This is a genomic window from Streptomyces sp. NPDC028314 (genome assembly GCF_055565795.1).
Genome location: NZ_JBVHTP010000010.1, coordinates 1 through 21,209, shown reverse-complemented (window position 1 = coordinate 21,209; position 21,209 = coordinate 1). Strand labels below are relative to the sequence as shown.

Here is a 21,209-nt window from a genome sequence, read left to right as displayed (position 1 = left end):
TCCGCGTGAGTGGCTCACGCATGTCTTCGGCATGCGTGCGACCGTCCCTGTTCCCTACGGAAGGCCAACCCCGTGTCCAACGCAGTCATCCGCCGCATCGCCGCCTCGAAGAAGGCTTTCGCTGGCACCGTCCTCGCCCTCGGCGTCGCCGGCTCCATGCTCGCCACCGTTCCGGCCCAGGCGGCCCCGACGAGCGCCAAGGCGATCGCGCAGCAGATGATCAAGGACCCGGCCCAGTTCGCCGCCTTCGACAAGATCATCTCGCACGAGAGCGGCTGGGACCACACCGCGACGAACTCCTCCTCGGGCGCGTACGGCCTGGTCCAGGCCCTGCCGGCCTCGAAGATGTCCTCGGCGGGCTCCGACTGGAAGACCAACCCGGCCACCCAGATCAAGTGGGGCCTGGACTACATGAACTCCCGCTACGGCAGCCCCGTCGGCGCCTGGAACTTCTGGCAGTCTCACCACTGGTACTAAGCCACCAGTGGCAGCAGACGCCGCAGGACCCGCCGCGAGGCGGCGACAGACATGCGAAGGCCCCGGTGGCCGGCCTCCCCAGGTCCGGCCTCCGGGGCCTTCGGCTTCCCATCCCACAGGGTCCGAGGGCCGCTCCGGCGGCAGCACGCGCCACCGGGCGACGACGCACGGCGGTCCGCCGTGCCAAGCGGCATCACACGGCGGGTGCGCCGTGCCAAGCGGCATCACACGGCGGGTGCGCCGGGCCCCCGCGGCATCACACCGCGGTGCGCCGCTCCCGCACTACAGCCGCTGAATGATCGTGCCGGTCGCCAGCGCGCCTCCCGCGCACATGGTGATCAGCGCGAACTCCTTGTCACGCCGTTCCAGCTCGTGCAGCGCGGTGGTGATCAGCCGGGCGCCGGTGGCGCCGACGGGGTGGCCGAGCGCGATGCCGCCGCCGTTGACGTTGACCTTCTCCAGGTCCTGGTCGAAGACCTGGGCCCAGCTGAGCACGACCGAGGCGAAGGCCTCGTTGATCTCGACGAGGTCGATGTCCTTGAGGGACATCCCGGCCTTGCCGAGCACGGCCCGCGTCGCGTCGATCGGCCCGTCGAGGTGGTAGTGCGGGTCCGCGCCGACCAGTGTCTGGGCGACGATCCGGGCGCGCGGGCGGAGCTTGAGCGCGCGGGCCATCTTGCGCGAGGCCCACATCACGGCGGCGGCCCCGTCGGATATCTGCGAGGAGTTCCCGGCGGTGTGCACGGCGGTCGGCATGACCGGCTTGAGCCGGGCCAGGCCCTCCATGGAGGTGTCGCGCAGGCCCTCGTCGCGGTCGACCAGGCGCCACATGCCCTGCCCCGCCGCCTGCTCCTCTTCGGTGGTGGGCACCTGCACGGCGAAGGTCTCGCGCTTGAAGCGCTCCTCCGCCCAGGCGGTGGCGGCCCGCTCCTGGGACAGCACCCCCAGCCGGTCGACGTCCTCCCGGCTCAGGCCCCGGTGGCGGGCGATGCGCTCGGCGGCCTCGAACTGGTTGGGGAGGTCGACGTTCCACTCGTCCGGGAAGGGCTTTCCGGGGCCGTGCTTGGAACCCGAGCCCAGCGGGACCCGGCTCATGGCCTCGACCCCGCATGCGATGCCGATGTCCATGACCCCGCCGGAGATCATGTTGGCGACCATGTGGTTGGCCTGCTGGGAGCTGCCGCACTGACAGTCCACTGTGGTCGCGGCGGTCTCGTACGGGAGGCCCATGGCGAGCCAGGCGTTGCGGGCGGGGTTCATCGACTGCTCGCCGGCGTGGGTGACGGTGCCGCCGACGATCTGTTCGACGCAGTCCGGCTGGATTCCGGTCCGGGCGAGGAGTTCGCGGTACGTCTCGCCGAGCAGGTAGGCGGGATGAAGGTTGGCGAGCGCGCCCCCGCGCTTTCCAATGGGGGTGCGAACGGCTTCGACGATGACGGGTTCCGCGGCCATGAGCTCGTCCTCTCCTGCACAGTGCCGGCGCGGCGGGCCGTCCCGGCGCCCCGCCCTGAACTAGTACGCGTTCTAGTTCCATCCGCAGTCTTATGACCTGGGGGCCCGGCACGCAAGGGTCTTGCACGCGGCTTACACGGATTCCACACGCAACAGTTGGCGCCGGAGCCCTTGTCACTTCTAGAACTCGTTACTACCTTCAAGCCAACTTCTGATGGGCCGTCAGACCTTGGAGTTGCCCGATGCCCTGCCCCGCGCTGCCCGAAGGCTTCGACGCCACCGACCCCGACCTGCTCCAAGACCGGGTCCCCTTCCCGGAGTTCGCACAGCTGCGGCAGACCGCACCCGTGTGGTGGTGTCCGCAGCGGCGGGGCATCACCGGTTTCGACGACGAGGGCTACTGGGCCGTGACCCGGCACGCCGACGTCAAGTACGTCTCCACGCACCCGGAGTTGTTCTCCTCCACCACCAACACGGCGATCATCCGCTTCAACGAGCACATCGCGCGCGAGCAGATAGATGCCCAGCGTCTGATCATGCTGAACATGGATCCGCCGGAACACACCCGGGTCCGCCAGATCGTGCAGCGCGGTTTCACCCCGCGGGCCATCCGCGGCCTGGAGGAGGCCCTGCGCGACCGGGCGCGGAAGATCGTCGCGGAGGCGCCGGCCGCCTCGGCCGACGGCAGCTTCGACTTCGTGACGCAGGTGGCGTGCGAGCTCCCGCTGCAGGCGATCGCCGAACTGATCGGCGTACCGCAGGAAGACCGGCTCCGCATCTTCGACTGGTCGAACAAGATGATCGCGTACGACGACCCGGAGTACGCGATCACCGAGGAGGTCGGCTCCAACGCGGCGATGGAGCTCATCGGCTACGCGATGAACCTGTCGGCCGCCCGCAAGGAATGCCCGGCCAAGGACATCGTCACGCAGCTGGTGGCGGCCGAGGGCCAGGGCAACCTGGGATCCGACGAGTTCGGCTTCTTCGTGCTGCTGCTGGCCGTCGCCGGCAACGAGACCACCCGCAACGCCATCAGCCACGGCATGCACGCCTTCCTCACCCACCCCGAGCAGTGGGAGCTGTACAAGGCGACCCGGCCGGCCACTGCGGCGGAGGAGATCGTCCGCTGGGCCACCCCGGTGGTGTCCTTCCAGCGCACCGCCACCCAGGACACCGAACTGGGCGGCCAGAAGATCAAGGCGGGCGACCGGGTGGGGCTGTTCTACTCCTCCGCCAACCACGACCCCGAGGTGTTCGAGAACCCGGACGCCTTCGACATCACCCGCGACCCCAACCCGCACCTGGGCTTCGGCGGCGGAGGCCCGCACTTCTGCCTCGGGAAGTCCCTGGCCATCATGGAGATCGACCTGATCTTCAACGCCCTCGCGGACTCCCTGCCCGATCTGCGGCTGGCCGGGGACGGCCCGCGGCGGCTGCGCGCGGCCTGGCTCAACGGGATCAAGGAGCTCCGGGTCAGCCACGGCTGACCCGCGATCCAGGGCGGCAGGGGCCGCTCCTCCCACGCCCGGCCCCTGCCGTCCGCTGGTTGTGACCTTCCGGGCCGTTGTCCCGGAGCCGGTGTGACGGCACACTGCGCGGATGAACCTTCAGGATGAACTCGGACCCGCCGAAGCCGTGGACGCAGTGGACGCCGCGGAAGCCGCCGCAGCCGTGGAAGCCGCAGAAGTCACAGAAGCCGCCGCAGCCGTGGAAGCCCGCTGGCAGCGCATGCCGCTGACGTGGAAGCTGGTGCTCGACCGGGCCGAGTCCAAGACCATGAGCCAGGGCGTGCTGGCGCTCATAGCGGCGGCCGCGGCCGAACCAAGACTCAGACGGCTGTACCCCTTCACCAGTCGGTGGACCCTGTGGTTCAGCTCCCGCACCAGCCCCCCGTTCAACGTGGAGGTGCCGGCGGTCGAGCCGATGGACGACGGGCGCTTCCGCGTCCGCGGGCCGCGCATGACGAACGTGATCGGCGAGGCGGACACCGCGGAGGCGGCCATCGCCCTGGTCGTGGCCCAACTCCCCCCGGAACAGTCGAGGTGATCGCGTCGGGCTGATCGCCGCGGGCTGATCGCCCGAGTGGCGCGAGCGCCGCACCGGGCGGATCCTGGACGGACGCGGCGATCCACCGCAGGGGTGCCGGAGCGGGCTCAATACCGCTCCGGCACCCCTTCGGTGTGTCGCCCCTTCACGCCGTGGTGCGCTCCCCGGACCCCTTGCCGCTGCCCACCGGCTCGGGCGTGCGCGGCCGCGGGAGGTTCACCCCGGCCCGGGGCAGGGCGCCCCGCGGCCCGGAGAGTACGTACACCAGCCCGAACCCGGCGCCGACGACGAGGGCGCCGCCGACCGCGTCGAGCACCCAGTGGTTGGCGGTGGCGACGATGGCGCACACCGTGATCAGCGGGTGGAGGGCGCCCAGCAGCTTCTGCCAGCGCTTCGGGGCGAGCGCGATGATCACGATCCCGCACCACAGCGACCAGCCGAAGTGCAGCGAGGGCATCGCCGCGTACTGGTTGGAGATCGCCGTCATCGCCCCGTACTGCGGGTTGGCCAGGTCCTGCACTCCGTGCACGGTGTCGACGTACCCCAGGTCGGGCATCAGACGGGGCGGCGCGAGCGGGTACAGCCAGAAACCGGCGAGCGCGAGGACGGTGGCCAGGCCCAGCGAGGCCCTGGCCCAGCGGTAGTCGCCGGGGCGGCGCCAGTACAGGACGGCCAGGATCGTCAGCGGGACCACGAAGTGGAAGGAGGTGTAGTAGAAGTTGAAGAACGCCTCCAGCCAGGGCGTGTTCACCACGGCGTGGTTCACGGCGTGCTCGATGTCGATGCCCAGGGCCTTCTCGATGCCGTGGATCTGGCTGCCGTTGCCCTCGGCGAGGCTGCGGCTGGTGGGTGCGGCGGCCCGGATGTGCGAGTACAGCGAATAGCCGACCCGTATCAGCAGCAGTTCCAGCAGCAGGTTCGGGCGGGACAGCACGTGCCGCCAGAACGGCAGCAGCGGCACCCTCGACCAGCGCGCGGCGGCGGGCCGCCCGTACGCGGTGGCGACGGGCTCACGCCAGTACGGCGAGGAGCGGGGCAGGAACGGCACCGCGCACGCCGCCGCGAGGGCCGTCAGCAGCAGCACGTTGTCCCGTACGGGGGCCAGCGCGTCCAGGTTCGGCAGCAGTACGGCGCTGGGCAGGGTCATCGCGAGCACGACGGCGACCGGCCACACGGTCCGGTCCGCGGCCCGCCTGCCCACCTTGCCGGCGACCGCGAGCAGCACCCACAGCAGCTGGTGGCGCCAGCCCGCCGGGGCCACCGCGACGGACACGCAGCCGGTGATCGCGACGGCGAGCAGCAGCTGCCCGTCGCGGGCGTAGCGGGCCGCGCGGCGCAGCCCGGCCCACACGACGGCCGCCGCGAGGGCCACGTACAGGCCGATCTCGGCGGGTCCGTCCAGGCCGAGCCGCAGCAGCGCCCCGTGCACGGACTGGTTGGCGAGGCCGTCGGGGGCGCCGCCGAGGCCCGTCCCGGCGAGGTGCTGGACCCAGTACGTCCACGAGTCGCGCGGCAGCGAGGCCCAGGACAGGGCGGTGGCCCCGGCGAAGGTCACGGCGGCGGCCTTGGCGGTGGGGCGGCGCCCGGTCAGCCACAGCAGCGGCGCGAACAGCAGCAGCGCGGGCTGCAGGGCCGCGGCCAGGCCGACGAGGAACCCGGCCGGGCGTTCACCGGGCACCCGGAACACGGCCAGCAGCACCAGCAGCACCGGCAGGACGGCGGTCTGGCCCGGCGAAGCGGCCTCGCGGACGGGCAGCGAGACCATCATCAGGGCGACCAGCACGGGCGCGGCCAGCAACGCGGTGCGCCGGGGCACGGGATCGGGCAGCCCCCGCGCGGCGACCAGCCCGATCGCGGCGACGAAGAGCAGGGTGACGCAGGTCCAGGCCACTTCCAGGGAGGGCGCGGCGAAGCCGACGAGCGGCTTGAGGACCAGCCCCGCGAAGGGGGTTCCGGTGAACCCCGAGCCGCTCTCGTACAGCGTGCCCGGCAGGCTGCCCGGGAGGTGGAAGCCGCTGAGCCACTCCGCCGGCGGCACGCGCAGCACGGCGGCGGCCTGTCTGACGGCGAGGACGCCCGCCAGCGCCCACAGCAGGAGGCGCGCGGCCGCGAGCCTGCCCCCGCCGCTACCGCCTATGACCCCGGCATGTCCGTTGGCATCGGTGTGCTCCGCCGCGTTAGCCACGCCCCGCCGGCCTCCCGCCCTGTTGACCGCAACCCCGACTTCGCCTGGCTGCCGCGGTTCATGCACCACTTCATTACCTGGGCGACGATATCTCCCACGGCATGCCGGGGGTGGCGGCATGCGGAGCATGCGGATCGTGCGGATCCGCAGCCGTGGGCGGCGACTTCCCGGTCCGGGGTCCGGGGCGGGGGCTGGTCCGGGGTCCGGGGCGGGGGCTGGTCTGGGGTCCGGTCCGGGGTCCGGCGCGGCGCGGTCCGGTGCGGCGCGGTCCGGTGCGGCGCGGTCCGGTGCGGCGCGGTGTGGCGGGGTCCGGTGTGGTCCGGTTCGCCTCGCTCCGCGGCGGGAAGCGCCTTGACGACGCTCCGACCGGCGGATGTAGGAGACTGCACGCACGTCGTCGAGGCCAGGTGCGAGACCCGGCCTGCGTTCCTGAGAGGTGTCATGTGCCGAGCGTGGTAAAGATCAACGCGCTGACCGTTCCCGCCGAGCAGCGTGAGGTGCTGGAGCAGCGCTTCGCCTCGCGGGCGGGTGCCGTGGAGAGTTCGGACGGGTTCGAGTGGTTCGAGCTGCTGCGCCCCGTGGAGGGCACCGACCAGTACCTGGTCTACACGCGGTGGCGTTCCGAGGAGGACTTCCAGGCGTGGATGGAGGGCCCCATGAAGGCGGCCCACCAGGGCGGCGGCGCGGAGGGCGGCGAGCGTCCGAAGCCGGCGGCCTCGGCTTCCTCGGTGTGGTCCTTCGAGGTCGTCCAACAGGCGGCGCCGAAGCAGGCGTGAGCGTGCGAGAGGCCCGGAGCAGCGGCTCCGGGCCTCTTGCGGCACCCCGGACGGCGACTGCGGATGTCGCACACGGATCTCGCACGCCGGACGGCGGCGTGTCACACCACCGATCGCGGCGTGTCACATCCCCGACGGCGGTGCGGCGGCCCAGAAGGCGTCGGACTCGTCGATGTCCTCGGTGCACTCGTCGATGTCCGTGATCTTGTGGCCGACGATGGTGAAGAACAGGCCCTGCCTGATCTCGATCCCCCGGTCGCCCCGGTCGCCGCGCGCCGTGTGGAAACTCATGGCGTGGCCGCGGCCGTCGGCCATGACCGACTCCAAGTGGACCTGGAAGGTCCCCTTCGTCTCCTCGGCGAGGCGCCGGTAGAGGTCCATGACGGCCTCGCGCCCCTTGTGGTGCCCTGACAGCGGGTTGCTGCCGGGCACGTGGTGGATGACGTCGGCCGTCATCATCGCGCCCAGTGTCTCCAAGTCGCCCTTGCCGAAGGCCTCGTAGCCGCGGCGGATCAGGGCACAGTCAGGATGCTCCGACATGACGGTTCACGCCTTCCATGTGCACGGTTTGCCCTTTTTACTATCATCGGCCCGCCCCTGTGGATATTCCAACGCAGCCCTCCCCCTCCCGAGTCCACAATGACGCCATGATCAGCAAAACGAGCAACGAGACGACCACCGATCCAACCACCGCACCGACCGTCGAACCGCCCACCGAAGCGACCATCGCGGCGACCGGCGAACCGACCGGCACCACCACGGGCACCTGGAAGGTCGCCCCCGAACCGTTCACCACTCCCGACGCCACCGCCCTGCGCCGCGCCTACTACGCCGAGGTCGCCGGCCGGTACTGGAAGCGCTCCGTCACCGAGGCCGAGATCGACCAGGGCATGCTGGACTTCCCGGCCGACCGCCTCGCCCCGCCGACGGGCCTGTTCCTGGTCGGCCGCCTCGACGGCCGGCCCTTCGCCTGCGCCGGCATACACCTCCTCGACCCCGCCACCGCCGAGCTGACGAGGGTGTACGTCGACCAGCGTGCCCGCGGCACCGGCGGCGGGGCGGCTCTGCTCGCCGCCCTGGAGGAGGCGGGCCGGGCGATGGGCGCCGAGCGCGTACGCCTGGACACCCGGTCCGACCTGGTGGAGGCCCGGGCCTTGTACGCGCGGCACGGGTACAGCGAGATACCCGCGTACAACTCCGGCCCGTATGCGGAGCACTGGTTCGAGAAGTCCCTGAAGCTCCTGAAGCCGTGAAGCCCTGGACCCGCGTTCAGTGCGCGGCGTGGTCGCGGCGTGGGAGGGCCTCGTAGGGCTCCTCGGAGTCCGAACCGCAGAGCTCGGCGTTGAGCTCCTCGACCAGCTTGATCAGGTCGGTCGGCCGGTCGGGGCCCCACCAATCGCCGAGCAGTTCCGCGAGCGACTCCTGCCGGGCGGCGGACAGCCGGGCGGCAGCCGCGGCCCCGCGGTCGGTCAGGCGCAGGGACATCCCGTCGCGGAAGGCGAGTCCGCGTCCCTCGACCTGCCGGGCGGCGTCCGTGATGGCCCTGATCGGCACGCCGGTGCGTTCCGCGAGCATCGCGGGGTCCGTCGACCCGTACTTCTTGATCCGCAGCAGCATCCAGCTCGCGGCGGGCAGCAGGTCGTAGCCGGCCTTCTCGGTGATCTTCTCGTAGACGTGGCGGCGTCCCTCACGGGTGCCGAGTACCGACAGCGCGCGGGCGACCTCGTCGTGGGATGAGCGTTGGACGGGGTTGGAGGCCAGGGTCTCGGTCACGTCCGGTGCGGTGACCGAGCCGCGGAGCTTGTCTTCCTTGAGGAACCAGGCGATCACGAACGCGAGCAGCACGACGGGCACGGCGTAGAGGAAGACATCGCTGATGGAGGTGGAGTAGGCGTCGAGCGCGCGCAAGCGCAGGTCGGCGGGGAGTGCTCCGATGGCCCGCGGGTCGGCCTCCAGCCGGTCGATGTTCACGGCGGGCGGCAGCCGCGTACCGGCGAGGGCGGTGGCGAGCTGGTCGTCGAGCCGGTTGGTGAAGACCGTGCCGAAGATGGCTACGCCGAACGAGGCGCCGATGGAACGGAAGAAGGTGGCGCCCGAGGTGGCAACCCCGAGGTCTTCATAACTGACGGAGTTCTGCACCACGAGCACGAGGACCTGCATGACCAGGCCGAGGCCCGCTCCGAAGACGAAGAAGTAGACGCTCATCTCCCAGTCAGAGCTGGTGCGCTGGAGCTGGTGCAGGAGCAGCAGCCCGACGGCGGTGACGGCGGTGCCGACGATCGGGAAGACCTTCCACCGGCCGGTGCGGCTGACGATCTGGCCGGAGACGGTCGAGGAGATCAGCAGACCCAGCACCATCGGCAGCATGTGGACGCCGGACATCGTCGGGGACACACCCCGGACGATCTGGAGGAAGGTCGGCAGGTAGACCATCGCGCCGAACATCGCGAAGCCGATGATGAAACTGATCACCGAGCAGAGGGTGAAGGTGCGGATCCGGAACAGCTTCAGCGGCAGCACGGGTTCGGCGGCCCGCCGCTCGACGAGGATGAAGACGACCAGGAGTACGGCGCCCAAGGCGGCCAGGCCGATGATCTGGGCCGAGCCCCAGGCCCAGGTGGTGCCCCCGAGGGAGGCGACTAGCACGAGGCAGGTGGCGACGGAAGCGATGAGGAGGGTGCCCAGGTAGTCGATGGTGTGCTTCGAGGAGCGCGCCGGGATGTGCAGGGCGGCGGCGATGACGACGAGCGCGACGAGACCGATGGGGAGGTTGATGTAGAAGACCCAGCGCCAGGACAGGTGGTCCACGAACAGGCCGCCGAGCAGCGGCCCGAGCACGCTGGTCGCCCCGAATACGGCGCCGAAGAGCCCTTGGTACTTGCCGCGTTCGCGCGGCGGGACGATGTCGCCGACGATCGCCATCGACAGCACCATCAGTCCGCCGCCGCCCAAGCCCTGGAGGGCGCGGAAGCCGATGAGCTGCGGCATGTTCTGGGCGAGCCCGCACAGCGCCGAGCCGATCAGGAAGAGCACGATGGCGTACTGGAACAGCTTCTTGCGCCCGTACTGGTCACCGAGCTTGCCCCACAGCGGGGTCGCGGCGGTCGAGGCGAGCATGTAGGCGGTGACGACCCAGGACAGGTGCTCCATACCGCCGAGCTCGCTGACGATCGTCGGCAGGGCGGTGGAGACGATGGTCTGGTCGAGTGCGGCTATCAGCAGCCCGAGCAGCAGGGCGCCTATGGGGACGAGCACGTCTCGGGAGGCGTGCTCGGTGCCGGGGCCGGGTTCCACGGCTGACGTGGTCACATCCTGGGCCATCGATTCCTCCTCAGGCCGGATCAACATCTCCATCCTGAGCGGTGTGTCCGGTTATGGCCTCTCGGGGAGGGTTGGGCGGGGCCCGGGGGGTCTGCATAATCGCAGGCAGTGGCCAGGGAGGGTTCCAGTGAGCGCTGAGCGCTGTCCAGATTGCGGCGCCAAGGGCGTCGGCTGCGCATGCGCGCAGGGCGCGGGTTTCGACCCGCTGCGCATTCGCCCGTACGTGTCCCTGTCCGACCCCGGCCAGGAGGGAGCCGCCCCGGCGTCCCCGCAGCCGGTGCTGGGCGCGGTGGCCCAGCCGAACCAGCCCCGGGGCGGGAACCCGTTCGGTCCGCCCGACGAGGCCCGCACGGAGCTGCTGCCCCCGATCCCGCCGGCCCCTGCGCCGCAGCACGACACCCCGGCGTACGGCACACCCGTACCGCCGCCGCAGCAGCCCTGGCCGGACCACACGGCTCCGCTGCCCACGGTCCCCCCTGCCCCCGGGCAGACGGGCCCGGGCGGTGCGGGGCCGGGGGGTGCGATACCCGGGGCGGGGCCGCGCGGTGCGGGGCCTGGTGCTGGGCACGGTGCGGGGCCGGGCGGGCACGGTGCGGCGCCTGGTGCTGGGCTCGGTGCGGGGCCGGGCGGCGTGGCGCCGGGTGCTGGGCCGCGTGGTGCGGGGCCGGGTGGCATGGGGCCGGGTGCTGGGCCGGGTGGTGCGGGGCCTGGTGCTGGGCCGCGTGGTGCGGGGCCGGGTGCTGGGGTCGGTGCGGGACACGGTGGTGGAGGGGGCGGGGGTGGGGGTGGGGGCCCCGAGAAGCGAAAGCGGCTCGTCCTGCTCCTGGCCGGCGCGGCCGCCGTCGTCGCCGTCGGCGGCGTGGCCCTGGCTCTGGGGGTGTCGACCGGGTCCGGGAAGACCGATACCGCGTTGCTGGACACGAAGCCGTCGGGTCCCGCGGTGAGCGTGGGTCCGGTCGGCCCGACGGATGGTTCGCCCAGCCCGACGGCCAGTGCGTCGGCCTCGGCATCGCCGTCGGCTTCCGCCTCGCGGTCCGCGTCGCCGAGTGCCACGCGTTCCGCGTCACCCTCCGCCACGCCGAGCCAGTCCCGCTCCTCGGCCCCGCCCGCGCAGTCCCCGCCACCGACCCCGAGTCGCACACCGGGCCCCCCGGCGCCCCCGCCCCAGCCGCCGCCCGCCCAGGGGCCGACCCTGCGCTACGGCGATTCGGGCCCGGAGGTGAAGAAGCTCCAGCAACTGCTGGCCGGGCAGGGGCTCTACCGCGGCAAGATGGACGGCAAGTTCGGCAGGTCCGTGGAGGACGGGGTGTCGTCGTTCCAGTGGGACAACGACATCACCGATGACCCCTGGGGCGTGTACGGCCCCGCGACGCGCCGCGCCCTGGAGGGCTAGACCGGCTCTTTCGGATCTTGCCGACCGAGCCCGCGTTGTCCGGTGCCATGGGGTCTCCCCAGGCCCGGAGGGCCGAGGGGAAGCATCGCGAGGCGGAGGGACGCCCGTGTACTGGACGCACTCGGGCGCCCCGACAACGCGCCGAGTGCGGTGCAGGCGGCGCGGGACCCGGCAGGATCCGGCGGGTGCACATGTGACCCGCCCGGCCCGCCCGGCCGGCCCGCCCGCTCCGAAGACCGCCTGAGCCGCCCGCCCCGGGCATCCCGCCCGTGCGTGACCCCAGGGGCGGGCGGCGGGACGGGCAGACACCGCGTCCGCCCGGTCCTGGCGGGCAGCCAGGGGGCCGAAGGGCGTTCCGCCGCTGTCGGTGGCCCGGGGCCCCGCTGACATTCCGCTCCGGTCAGTGGCCGCGGTCCGGGCTGCCGTTGCACCTCGCTCGCGACCACGGGCCGGGCCGCCGTTCGATTGCTGCCGGTGGACACGGGCCCGGCTGATGTTCGCCGCTGCCGGTGGCCCAGGGCCCCGTTGGGGATTCCGCTGCGGTCGATGGCCAGGTCCCGGTTGGTGTTCCGCACGGCGTCCCGGTCCCGGCCGCTGGGCGCCCCCGTCCCGGCCGACCGCCATGCGGCCCGGCCGACGCGGCCCCTGAGGCGTTGGCCACGGGCCCGCTTCCCGGACCGGCCAGGTCGGGCACCCGTCGCACCCCGGCCCGCAACAGCCCGCCTGCCCTTCCGCCCAAGCCGCCGGCGGCACCGCGCCGCCCTGCCCGGACGGGCCGGTCACCCGCCCGTCGAGCCCCGCCCCGCCGAAGCCGCCCGCCCCGTGCCCGCCCGGACCGGCGGGGCCCAGGGCACCGTGCCCCCTCCCCTCCCCTCCCGGACCGACCCGGCCAGGTCAGACGCCCATCGCCCCGTCGATCCGCTCGCGCAGCAGGTCGGCGTGGCCGTTGTGTCGGGCGTACTCCTCGATCATGTGGATCAGCACCCAGCGCAGCGAGACCCGGCCGCGCCACACGTCGGTGCCCTCGACGTCGAGGTCCGGGGCCTCCAGGGCGAACCGCTCCGCGAACGCCACCTCCGCACGCCAGGCCTCCCACGCCGCCGCGACGCCCTCCGGGTCGCTCTCCGCGCCCTCGAAGTCCCCGTCGGGCTCGTCCTCCGACGAGAAGAGGGCCGGCGCCTCCTCCTTGGCCAGGACCCGCCGGAACCAGCGCCGCTCCACGTCGGCGAGATGCCGTACGAGACCCAGCAGGGAGAGCGTGGAGGGCTGTACCGACCGCTGGGACAGTTCCTCCCCCAGGCCGGAGCACTTCAGCTCGAGCGTGGTGCGCTGCGCGCCGAGCATGTCGATGAGCATGTGCCGTTCGTCACCGGTGGTGGGACCGCTGAAGCGGCGGTCGCTCCCGGCGCCAACGAACAGTGCTGCTCTTCTGGTTGGGGTCGTCATGCCGAACATCATCGGATGCCGTGCCGGGTTCCGGGAAGCCTTTCCCAGGCTCTGGAGACCCTTCCCCGGGCCGCTGGAAGACTGCCCGGCCGGCCCGTGGTGGCGCGCACCGCCATTTGCTTTGTATCTTGTAGGAACAAAGTGGTTCCGTCCTCAATCCCTGACCGGTGGACGGAACCACTTGTTTCTCTTCTCCCGCCTCGTCTGGAGCCCCACCGATGCCGGCCAGTACCACCAGCTCCGCCCGCGCCGCCGCCCCCGCCGTCCTCACCGCCAGGGCGCTGCTCCTGGACATGGACGGCACCCTCGTCAATTCCGACGCGGTGGTCGAGCGCTGTTGGCGCGACTGGGCGGTGGCCCACGGCCTCGACCCGCAGGAGGCGCTCAAGGTGGTCCACGGCCGCCAGGGGTACGCCACGATGGCCATCCTGCTGCCCGACCGCCCGATGGAGCTCAACTACGCCGAGAACACCGTGATGCTCGCCCGCGAGACCGCCGACACCGAAGGCGTGGTTCCGATCGGCGGCGCCCCGGAGTTCATGGCGGCCATCGCCGCGCTGCCGCACGCGCTGGTCACCTCCGCCGACGCGGCGCTGGCCGCGGCCCGGATGACGGCGGCCGCGCTGCCGATGCCCGAGGTACGGGTGACCGCCGAGTCCGTCGGGGCCAGCAAGCCCGACCCTGAGGGTTTCCTCAAGGGCGCTGCCGAGCTGGGTGTGGACCCGGCCGACTGCATCGTCTTCGAGGACTCCGCCGCCGGTATCGCCGCAGGCCAGGCGGCGGGCATGCGGGTCGTCGGGATCGGCCCCCGCGCCGCCGCGCACGCCCCGACGGCTCATGTGGCCGACCTGACGTCGGTCCGCGTCCACACCACCCCGGACGGGACCATCCACCTCACGCTCGGCCCGGCCGCATAGCGGACCCGCGCCCCAACGACGGCCGGGCCCTCGGGCGGGTCACAGCCTGAGCCCAGGCCGTGGCCTCAGCCGGTTCATGACCTCAGCCGGGTCCCGGCCCGAACCGCCACGGCCCGACCCACCACCGCCCGAACCGCCACCGCCCGACCCACCACCGCCCGGACCCCACCCCCACGGCCCGGCTCCTACTGGCCGACGCGCCCGTCGATGCGTTCCCGCAGGAAGTCGGCGTGGCCGTTGTGCCGCGCGTACTCCTCGATCATGTGCACCAGCACCTCGCGCAGCTGCATCGGCTCCCCGTCGGCGTCACCCGTGACGTCCAGGTCCGGAGCTTCGGCCACCAGCCGCTCCGCGAAGTCGATCTCGGCCCGCCAGGTGGCCCAGGCCTCCTCGACGACCGCCGGATCGGGCACCGCGCCGGTGAACTCCCCGGTGGGGTCGTGCGCCGTGCGGTAGTGCCTCCGTACGCCCTCACCTGCCATGACCTGCCGGAACCAGTACTGCTCCACACCCGCGAGATGGCGGACGAGGCCCAGCAGGGACAGGTTCGAGGGTTCGACCGAGCGGCGGGCCATCGCCTCGGCGTCGAGGCCCGCGCATTTCAGCTCCAGGGTGAGGCGCTGGTCGCGCAGGTAGCCGACGAGGGTGGCGCGTTCGCCGTGGAAGCCGCCGTCGGTACGGGTGTCCTCGTCGGGGTGGACGAACATGTTGGACCAGCCGAAGTGCCGACCGGCGGCAGGAACGGGCGCAGATGCAGGCGCAGGCACAGGCGCAGGAACAGGCCCAGGTACGGGAGCAGGAACAGGCGCAGGTACGGGTGCGGTCACGCCCGCGAGCGTGTCCGACGCACCCGCGCCCCGCAAGCGGATTTCCCCGCCCGCACCGCCCGCCCCGCACCGCACCCGCACCCGCCCCCGCATCCGCCCGCCCCCTCACACCGGCGCGGCGGCCGGTTGCTACGCGATGGCCTCGTACAGCGAGAACACGGCCAGCGCCGCCATCACCGCGGCGGCGACCTTGGTGATCAGCCGCAGCGGTACGTACTTCATCAGCGTGCGGCCGCCCAGGATGCCGATGCCCGCGACCGCCCACAGGGCGAGCACGGCGCCGAGGCCGACCGAGACGGGGTTGTCGTAGCGGGCCGCGAGGTTGGCGGTCATGATCTGGGTCAGGTCGCCGAACTCGGCGACGAGGATCAGCATGAAGCCCGCCCCTGACACCTTCCAGAAGGACTGGTCGGCGGGCGGCTTGACCTCCTCGTCCTCGTCGTTCTTCTTCAGGAGCAGCATGGCCGCGCCCGCGAGGAAGAGGATGCCGACGACGGCCTGGACGAGCCGGTGCGGGAGCAGGGTGAGGACGCTGCCCGCGGCGATGGCGAGTGCGACGTGCACGGCGAAGGCCGCGGCGACGCCCGCGAAGACGTACGAGGCGCGGTAGCGGGTGCCGAGCATCAGGCCGGCGAGGGCCGTCTTGTCGGGGAGTTCGGCGAGGAAGACGACGCCGAAGGCGATCGCCATGACGCTGAAGCTGAACACTGCGGTGGAACCTCAATCGGTCGGGCAGGACGCCAGCGGTACCGAGAGACCTGGGGTGATTCAGGGGTCGCTTCGGCTCGGCGGCGCCCTGAGTACGTGACTGCGTCACCACGCGTAACGATGCGTGCGAACGCGGAACAGGACACTGCGGCCGAAGGTCTCGCTGGCCTACCGCTGACGCGGTCTGCCTCCGGGCGCCGGCTGGTGTGACCCAGCAGTATGTCGACGGTCCGGCGAAGAGCTACTCCCCTTCTGCTCCTCCAGAGTACGTGACGCCGGGGACCGCCTCCCAGGCGCCCGGTATGTGACGTTGGCCCCAGCTCGCCCCGCCTCCTCGGCCGGAATCACAACTTCCGCACATGCGTGGGCCGTTGGATGGCTTGATGTGACGTGCGCATGTCGGCAACCTGTCACCTGGCGCCCACCCGAGCGACATCCCGCGCCGCCACCATGGCCGCGCCCCGCCGGGGCCGCACGGCCACCACCCCCCGCACCCAGGGAGCCCTCATGGCCCTCATACCCTCCGTCTACGCGCGTCGAATTGGCGTGCTCGCGTCAGCCTCGGCCCTCGCCGCCCTCACCACGCTCGTCAGCGCACCGGCCGCCCAGGCCTCCCCGCCCACCCCCATCAGCGCCGCCGCGGCGCGCTCGTACCTGGCCACGGTCACGCCCGCGGCGGAAGGTTCCCTCAGCGGCTACAGCCGGGACCTGTTCCCGCACTGGAGCACGGTGTCCGGCACCTGCAACACCCGCGAGACCGTCCTGAAGCGGGACGGCGTGAACGTCGTACAGGACTCCGCCTGCGCCGCCATCAGCGGAAGCTGGTACTCCGAATACGACGGAGCCACCTGGACCGCGGCGTCCGACATCGACATCGACCACATGGTCCCGCTCGCCGAGGCCTGGCGTTCGGGCGCCTCCTCCTGGACCACCGCCAAGCGCCAGCAGTTCGCGAACGACCTCACCCGCCCGCAGCTCATCGCGGTCACCGACAACGTCAACCAGGCCAAGGGCGACCTCGACCCCGGCAAGTGGCTGCCGCCGCGCACCGCCTACCGCTGTACGTACGGCCGGATGTGGGTCCAGGTGAAGCAGTACTGGGGGCTGAAAATGGACTCCGGAGAGAAGACGGCCCTGGTGAACCTCCTCAACGGCTGCTGACCGGGCGGCTCATCGGACTACTGACGAGGCGGCTGACCAGGCGGCTGACCAGGCGGCGGACCGCGCCGCCGACCGGGCGGCGCGTCGGCCCCGGCGGCCCCTGACCGGAATCCGATCTTTCTCCCCCGCCAGGGGGAGGCGAGGCTCCCCCTCCACCCCGTACCGTGATCGAAGGGGATACGGAGGAGGGGGAGTTGCATGGCCGGACTGCGTCTGGGGCCGCTGCTGCGCTACGTCGACTGGGACACGGGCGGCTCCGCCACCATATGGGTCGAAGCCGACCGTCCGTGCACGGCCGAGGTGCGGTGCGCGGACGGGGCGGGCGGCCAAGTGCGCACCTTCCAGATAGCGGGCCACCACTACGCGTTGGTGCCGGTTACCGGCCTGACCCCGGGTGCGACCACGGAGTACGAGGTACTGCTGGACGGGGTCCTCGTGTGGCCGCAGGCCGACAGCGGCTTCCCGCCGAGCACGATCACCACGCCGACCGTAGCGGGGCCCGGCCGGCCCGCGCCCGAACTCCGGGTGACGTTCGGATCCTGCCGGCAGGCCGCGCCGCCCCCCGGCCGGCGCGGACCGCACGGCGCGGACGCGCTGGACACCCTCGCGGCGCGGCTGGCCGCCGACCCGGAAGCGGTCCGGCCGGACGTCCTGCTGCTGCTCGGCGACCAGGTGTACGCCGATCACCTGTCGCGGGAGACCAAGAGGTGGCTGGCGGCCCGCCGGGATCTGCGCGAGGCGCCGGGCGCGCAGGTCGCGGACTACGAGGAGTACACCCGGCTCTATTACGAGTCCTGGCTGGACCCGGAGATCCGCTGGCTGCTGTCGACCGTGTCGAGCCTGCACATATTCGACGACCACGACTTCATCGACGACTGGAACACGAGTGCGGCCTGGCTGGCGGAGATGCGGGCGACGCCGTGGTGGTCGGAGCGGGTGCTGAGCGGGCTGATGTCGTACTGGGTCCATCAGCACCTCGGCAACCTCTCGCCCGCCGAGCTGGCGGCGGACGACCTGTACGGCGCGGTGCGCGAAACCCCGGACGGTACGGACGCGCTGCGCGCCTTCGCGGCGCGGGCGGATGCCGATCCCGGTGCGGTGCGCTGGAGCTACCGTCGGGACTTCGGCCGCTCGCGGCTGCTGATGGTGGACACCCGTGCGGCGCGGGTGCTGGCCGAGGACGGGCGGGCGATGCTCGACCCGGCGGAGCAGCGGTGGCTCCGGGAGAACGCCCTGGAGGGGCACGGGGGCTATGACCATCTGCTGATCGGGTCCTCGCTGCCGTGGCTGATGCCGCAGCTGATCCATGACGCGGAGGTGTGGAATGCCGCGTTGTGCCGTGGGGAGCGGGGGCCGCGGTGGGCGCGGATCGGGGAGGATCTGCGGCGGCGCAGCGATCTGGAGCACTGGGCGGCGTTCCCGGCTTCGTTCGCGGCGCTGAGTGATCTGATCGAGGAGGTGGGGACGGGGCCGCGGGCGCCGGCGACGGTGTGCGTGCTGTCGGGCGACGTACACCACGCGTATGTGGCCGAGCCCCGAATACCGAGTACGGCGCGGGTGTTCCAGCTGACGTGCTCGCCGGTGCACAACTCCATCCACATGGCGGTGAAGCTGGGTTTCCGGCTGGGCTGGTCACGGGTGGGGCGGTGGCTGGGGCGCGGCTTCTCGCGGCACGGCCGGACGGGCCGGCCTCCGCTGAGCTGGCGGCGTACGGGTGGCCCGTGGTTCGGCAACCAGCTGATGACGCTGGCGCTGGCCGGCCGGACGGCCCGGCTCCGCCTGGAGCAGGCCCGGGCGGCCCGCGCGGGCCGCGCGCCGACCCGGCTGGTGACGGTGCTGGACCGGGAACTCACCGGCCCGGAGTAACGCGTCCGGCCGGCCGACGGGGCGGGCGTGCCGGTCGCCGTGCCGGGTGGGCGGGCGCCAGGCCGGGTCGGGGCGGAGCGCACCCGGCCGCGCCAGCCCCAGCCCGGCCCACCGGACAGGGGCCGGGGCAGCGGTCGGGGGCCTGGGCGGGCGTGGAGGTGGGGTGGGTGACAGCATCGGACGGCCGCGCGGGAGTTGACGTACGGGCGTGCCGGGGTTGGTCTACGGGCGCCCCGCGGATCCGGTGCGGTGGTCCCGGGCGTACGCTGTATGGCTGTCAAGCCGCCCCTGCCGCTCCCCGCGACGATGCGGCGCTTCGGACTGGGGAGTCCCGCTTGCTTGAGACTCTGGGGTCGCTGACCACGAGCCCCTGGATTTACGCCGTGGTGGCGGTGTCCGTCGTGCTCGACGTGTTCCTGCCGGTACTGCCGAGCGGGGTGCTGGTGATCACTGCGGCGGCTGCCGCGGCGGCGGCCGGGGCCGCGGGTTCGCCGACGCCGGTGCCCGAACAGGTGCCGGACATCATGGCGCTGCTGGTGATCGCCACGACGGCCTCGGTACTGGGTGACATGGCGGCGTTCCGGCTGGCGCGCCGTGGTGGCGCCCGGCTGGACCGGGCCATCGCCCGTTCCCGACGGCTGACCCGGGCTCATGAGCGGCTGGGTGTGGCGCTGGCGCGGGGCGGCGGCGCCCTGGTGGTGATCGCCCGGTTCGCCCCGGCCGGCCGTTCGGTGGTCTCGCTGGGTGCGGGCAAGACCCAGCGCAAGGTCAAGGAGTTCCTGCCCTGGTCGGTGCTGGCGGGGATGGCCTGGGCGGGTTACAGCGTGGCGCTGGGCTACTTCGGCACGCAGTGGCTCGGCACGACCTGGCTGGGTGCCGCGGTATCCCTGATCGCCCTGTTCGCCGCAGGCTCCCTAGCGGCCTTCCTCCTGCGCCGCCCCGGGCCGGCTCCCGCCCCGGCGGCCTGAGCGACCGCACCGAACCCGGGCACGGAAGCTCGTACGGGCCCTCGTACGGAAGGGGCGCCCGCGCAAGGCACACGCGCAGGGCACACGCACGAGTCACACGCGGGACGTACCCGGAAGAGCGCCCGGAAAGGCGTACGGGAACGCGCATCGGAACACGCCCGGTCACCCGTACGGAGTCCCCTCCTGCGACGGCTTTCCGCGAGCCCTCGTACCGCCGGGTGGGGGCGGCGGGTCACCCGTTCACCCGGCTGCGATCGCCGCGCGCGGGCTGGGCTTCTAGCGTCCAGAGCACGGTGTGAACCCGAATCCGCGTCACATCCGTGCCCTGGCCGCGCCGTTTCGAGGAGCCCGAGGAGTCATCTCCATGTCCGCCACCCGCATCCGGCACCACCTGATGAGAGGCGCGGCGGCGATGCTCGTCGTCGCCGCCGTCACGCCCGTCACTCTCGCCTACGCCCGCCCCTCCGCCACCGTCTCCCCGGTGTCCGTCGCCCCCGGGGGCCGGGTCGCCCTCAACGTCGAGGGCTGCGGCACCAAGACCGGCAGGGCCACCTCCCGCGCCTTCGGCGACGTCCAGCTGTCGCCGGGCAACCTGGAGGCCACCAACCTGTTCGGCAGCGCCACCGTCTACCGCGACGCCGCCACCGGCAACCACCCCGTCACCTTCGAGTGCGGCGGCACGGGCGGCGAGCGGGTCACCGTCTCCCTGAACGTCAGCCCCGGCGCCGCCCGCGGCGGCCTGGGCGGCAGCATGGACGCGATGAGCCCGGGTCAGATCGCCCTGGGCGGCGTACTCGTCGCAGGTGCGCTCGGCGCCGGTGCGTGGGTGATCCGGCGCCGTACGGAACGGGTCGCCTGAACGGCGGGAGTGGCCGAGGGTCCCGCCCGACTCGGGACCTTCCCCACTCCCGGCCCGGGCCACCCCCGGCAAGGCGGGGTCCGCGGACGACGCCGCGCCTTGCGTGACCCGCACTCCGCCCTCGGCGAGGAGAGCCGGCCCTGGACCGGCGCCCGCGCCCCGTGATCGCCGCCGCGGACGGTTCCGAGAACGGTTCCAGTCCCGACACCGGCGACCGGACGCCGGACTGGCCGTGTCCAGGCGCTGCTGACCGGGGGCGCCGCTGCGGAGCGTGCCCGCCCGGCCGTACGTGAACTCGATCGGGGCGGCCCTCTCCTCCGCCTCCGCGGAGCCCGGTATCGACGCCGACCCGGGCCCCGCCCGGCTCCCCCGATCGGGCACGGCTCGTGCCCGGGCGCGGCGGCTTCGCCAGTCTGCCGCTCGGTTCGAAACGGCCTGGCTGCGCGAGCTGCGCCGCCTGCCCGGTGCTCGTGGTTCCGCACGGCGAGCCGCCGCTGAGGGGCCCGTACGGGCAGGGGCGTGCTCGGGGTGAAGGGCGCGGCCCCGGACGACGGGCCCCAAACGACGCGGCCCCACCCGCTCCGGCTTCCGTGAGGCGCCCCGGCGCGGGCCACGGCTGCGGTGGGAGGCCGCACGGCCATGGCCGGGTCCGGTCCGGTGCCCGCCGCGGCCGCGGCGCCGTCACCCAGGCCGCCGCCGGCCGCCGCCGACCGCCTAGGTGTGTTGTCCGGGGAGGTTGGTGACGCGGCTGGCGGGTGTTTGGCCTTGGATGCCGGTGTGGGGTCGGTGGTAGTTGTACCAGTCGAT

Annotated in this window: 18 protein-coding genes; 11 read left to right on the top strand and 7 right to left on the bottom strand. The window is 72.7% G+C overall.

Annotated elements, in window-relative coordinates; genetic code table 11:
- Positions 1-72 precede the first annotated feature (72 nt).
- Positions 73-477: an aggregation-promoting factor C-terminal-like domain-containing protein gene (locus tag ACZ4TG_RS22575; RefSeq protein WP_468165535.1), complete on the top strand. Its 405-nt coding sequence runs from the start codon at positions 73-75 to the stop codon at positions 475-477.
- Positions 478-759: 282 nt separating this feature from the next.
- Here ACZ4TG_RS22575 and ACZ4TG_RS22570 read toward each other — a convergent pair whose 3' ends face one another.
- Positions 760-1,929, bottom strand: a complete 1,170-nt coding sequence (locus tag ACZ4TG_RS22570) for a steroid 3-ketoacyl-CoA thiolase (protein WP_468165533.1) — start codon at positions 1,927-1,929, stop codon at positions 760-762.
- Between the two features lie 242 nt (positions 1,930-2,171).
- Between ACZ4TG_RS22570 and ACZ4TG_RS22565 the strand changes: the two genes are divergently transcribed.
- Together ACZ4TG_RS22565 and ACZ4TG_RS22560 are read left to right on the top strand one after the other, a co-directional pair.
- Positions 2,172-3,416 carry a cytochrome P450 gene (locus tag ACZ4TG_RS22565; RefSeq protein WP_468165531.1) on the top strand — a complete coding sequence of 415 codons (1,245 nt, stop codon included), beginning with the start codon at positions 2,172-2,174 and terminating at the stop codon, positions 3,414-3,416.
- A 112-nt stretch (positions 3,417-3,528) separates the two neighbouring features.
- Entirely contained in the window at positions 3,529-3,975 is a 447-nt protein-coding gene (locus tag ACZ4TG_RS22560; RefSeq protein ID WP_468165529.1) for a DUF6193 family natural product biosynthesis protein, read from the top strand.
- Between the two features lie 145 nt (positions 3,976-4,120).
- Here the strand turns inward: ACZ4TG_RS22560 and ACZ4TG_RS22555 are convergent, their stop codons facing one another.
- Entirely contained in the window at positions 4,121-6,280 is a 2,160-nt protein-coding gene (locus ACZ4TG_RS22555) for a bifunctional glycosyltransferase 87/phosphatase PAP2 family protein (RefSeq protein WP_468165527.1), read from the bottom strand.
- A 323-nt stretch (positions 6,281-6,603) separates the two neighbouring features.
- On the opposite strand from ACZ4TG_RS22555, the gene ACZ4TG_RS22550 reads away from it, so the two are divergent.
- On the top strand, positions 6,604-6,936 hold the full coding sequence (locus tag ACZ4TG_RS22550) for an antibiotic biosynthesis monooxygenase family protein (RefSeq protein WP_468165525.1): 333 nt from the start codon (positions 6,604-6,606) through the stop codon (positions 6,934-6,936).
- 123 nt (positions 6,937-7,059) lie between these two features.
- On the opposite strand, the gene ACZ4TG_RS22545 is transcribed toward ACZ4TG_RS22550, so the two are convergent.
- Entirely contained in the window at positions 7,060-7,476 is a 417-nt protein-coding gene (locus ACZ4TG_RS22545) for a nuclear transport factor 2 family protein (RefSeq protein WP_468165523.1), read from the bottom strand.
- Between the two features lie 107 nt (positions 7,477-7,583).
- On the opposite strand from ACZ4TG_RS22545, the gene ACZ4TG_RS22540 reads away from it, so the two are divergent.
- A complete protein-coding gene (locus tag ACZ4TG_RS22540) occupies positions 7,584-8,189 on the top strand; it encodes a GNAT family N-acetyltransferase (RefSeq protein WP_468165521.1) in 606 nt (201 codons plus the stop codon).
- A 16-nt stretch (positions 8,190-8,205) separates the two neighbouring features.
- Here ACZ4TG_RS22540 and ACZ4TG_RS22535 read toward each other — a convergent pair whose 3' ends face one another.
- On the bottom strand, positions 8,206-10,284 hold the full coding sequence (locus ACZ4TG_RS22535; RefSeq protein WP_468165519.1) for an MDR family MFS transporter: 2,079 nt from the start codon (positions 10,282-10,284) through the stop codon (positions 8,206-8,208).
- Between the two features lie 1,192 nt (positions 10,285-11,476).
- Here ACZ4TG_RS22535 and ACZ4TG_RS22530 point away from each other — a divergent pair.
- The gene (locus tag ACZ4TG_RS22530; RefSeq protein ID WP_468165517.1) at positions 11,477-11,650 is read left to right on the top strand and encodes a peptidoglycan-binding domain-containing protein; all 174 of its coding nucleotides are present in this window, start codon (positions 11,477-11,479) and stop codon (positions 11,648-11,650) included.
- Between the two features lie 894 nt (positions 11,651-12,544).
- Here ACZ4TG_RS22530 and ACZ4TG_RS22525 read toward each other — a convergent pair.
- Positions 12,545-13,096 carry a DinB family protein gene (locus ACZ4TG_RS22525; protein WP_468165515.1) on the bottom strand — a complete coding sequence of 184 codons (552 nt, stop codon included), beginning with the start codon at positions 13,094-13,096 and terminating at the stop codon, positions 12,545-12,547.
- A gap of 218 nt (positions 13,097-13,314) precedes the next feature.
- Here ACZ4TG_RS22525 and ACZ4TG_RS22520 point away from each other — a divergent pair, with 218 nt between their 5' ends.
- Positions 13,315-14,013, top strand: a complete 699-nt coding sequence (locus tag ACZ4TG_RS22520) for an HAD-IA family hydrolase (protein ID WP_468165513.1) — start codon at positions 13,315-13,317, stop codon at positions 14,011-14,013.
- A gap of 185 nt (positions 14,014-14,198) precedes the next feature.
- Here ACZ4TG_RS22520 and ACZ4TG_RS22515 read toward each other — a convergent pair whose 3' ends face one another.
- Positions 14,199-14,720, bottom strand: a complete 522-nt coding sequence (locus ACZ4TG_RS22515; protein WP_468165511.1) for a DinB family protein — start codon at positions 14,718-14,720, stop codon at positions 14,199-14,201.
- 249 nt (positions 14,721-14,969) lie between these two features.
- Positions 14,970-15,548, bottom strand: coding sequence for a TMEM165/GDT1 family protein (locus ACZ4TG_RS22510; protein WP_468165509.1), 579 nt, complete (start codon positions 15,546-15,548; stop codon positions 14,970-14,972).
- A gap of 516 nt (positions 15,549-16,064) precedes the next feature.
- Here ACZ4TG_RS22510 and ACZ4TG_RS22505 point away from each other — a divergent pair.
- From ACZ4TG_RS22505 to ACZ4TG_RS22490, 4 genes are all read left to right on the top strand, one after another.
- A complete protein-coding gene (locus ACZ4TG_RS22505; protein ID WP_468166154.1) occupies positions 16,065-16,709 on the top strand; it encodes an HNH endonuclease family protein in 645 nt (214 codons plus the stop codon).
- A gap of 198 nt (positions 16,710-16,907) precedes the next feature.
- A complete protein-coding gene (locus ACZ4TG_RS22500) occupies positions 16,908-18,575 on the top strand; it encodes a DUF7800 domain-containing protein (RefSeq protein ID WP_468165507.1) in 1,668 nt (555 codons plus the stop codon).
- A 335-nt stretch (positions 18,576-18,910) separates the two neighbouring features.
- Positions 18,911-19,543, top strand: a complete 633-nt coding sequence (locus ACZ4TG_RS22495; protein ID WP_468165505.1) for a DedA family protein — start codon at positions 18,911-18,913, stop codon at positions 19,541-19,543.
- A 364-nt stretch (positions 19,544-19,907) separates the two neighbouring features.
- Complete coding sequence (locus ACZ4TG_RS22490) at positions 19,908-20,402, top strand: hypothetical protein (RefSeq protein WP_468165502.1); 495 nt, start codon at positions 19,908-19,910, stop codon at positions 20,400-20,402.
- The last annotated feature ends 807 nt before the right edge of the window (positions 20,403-21,209 follow it).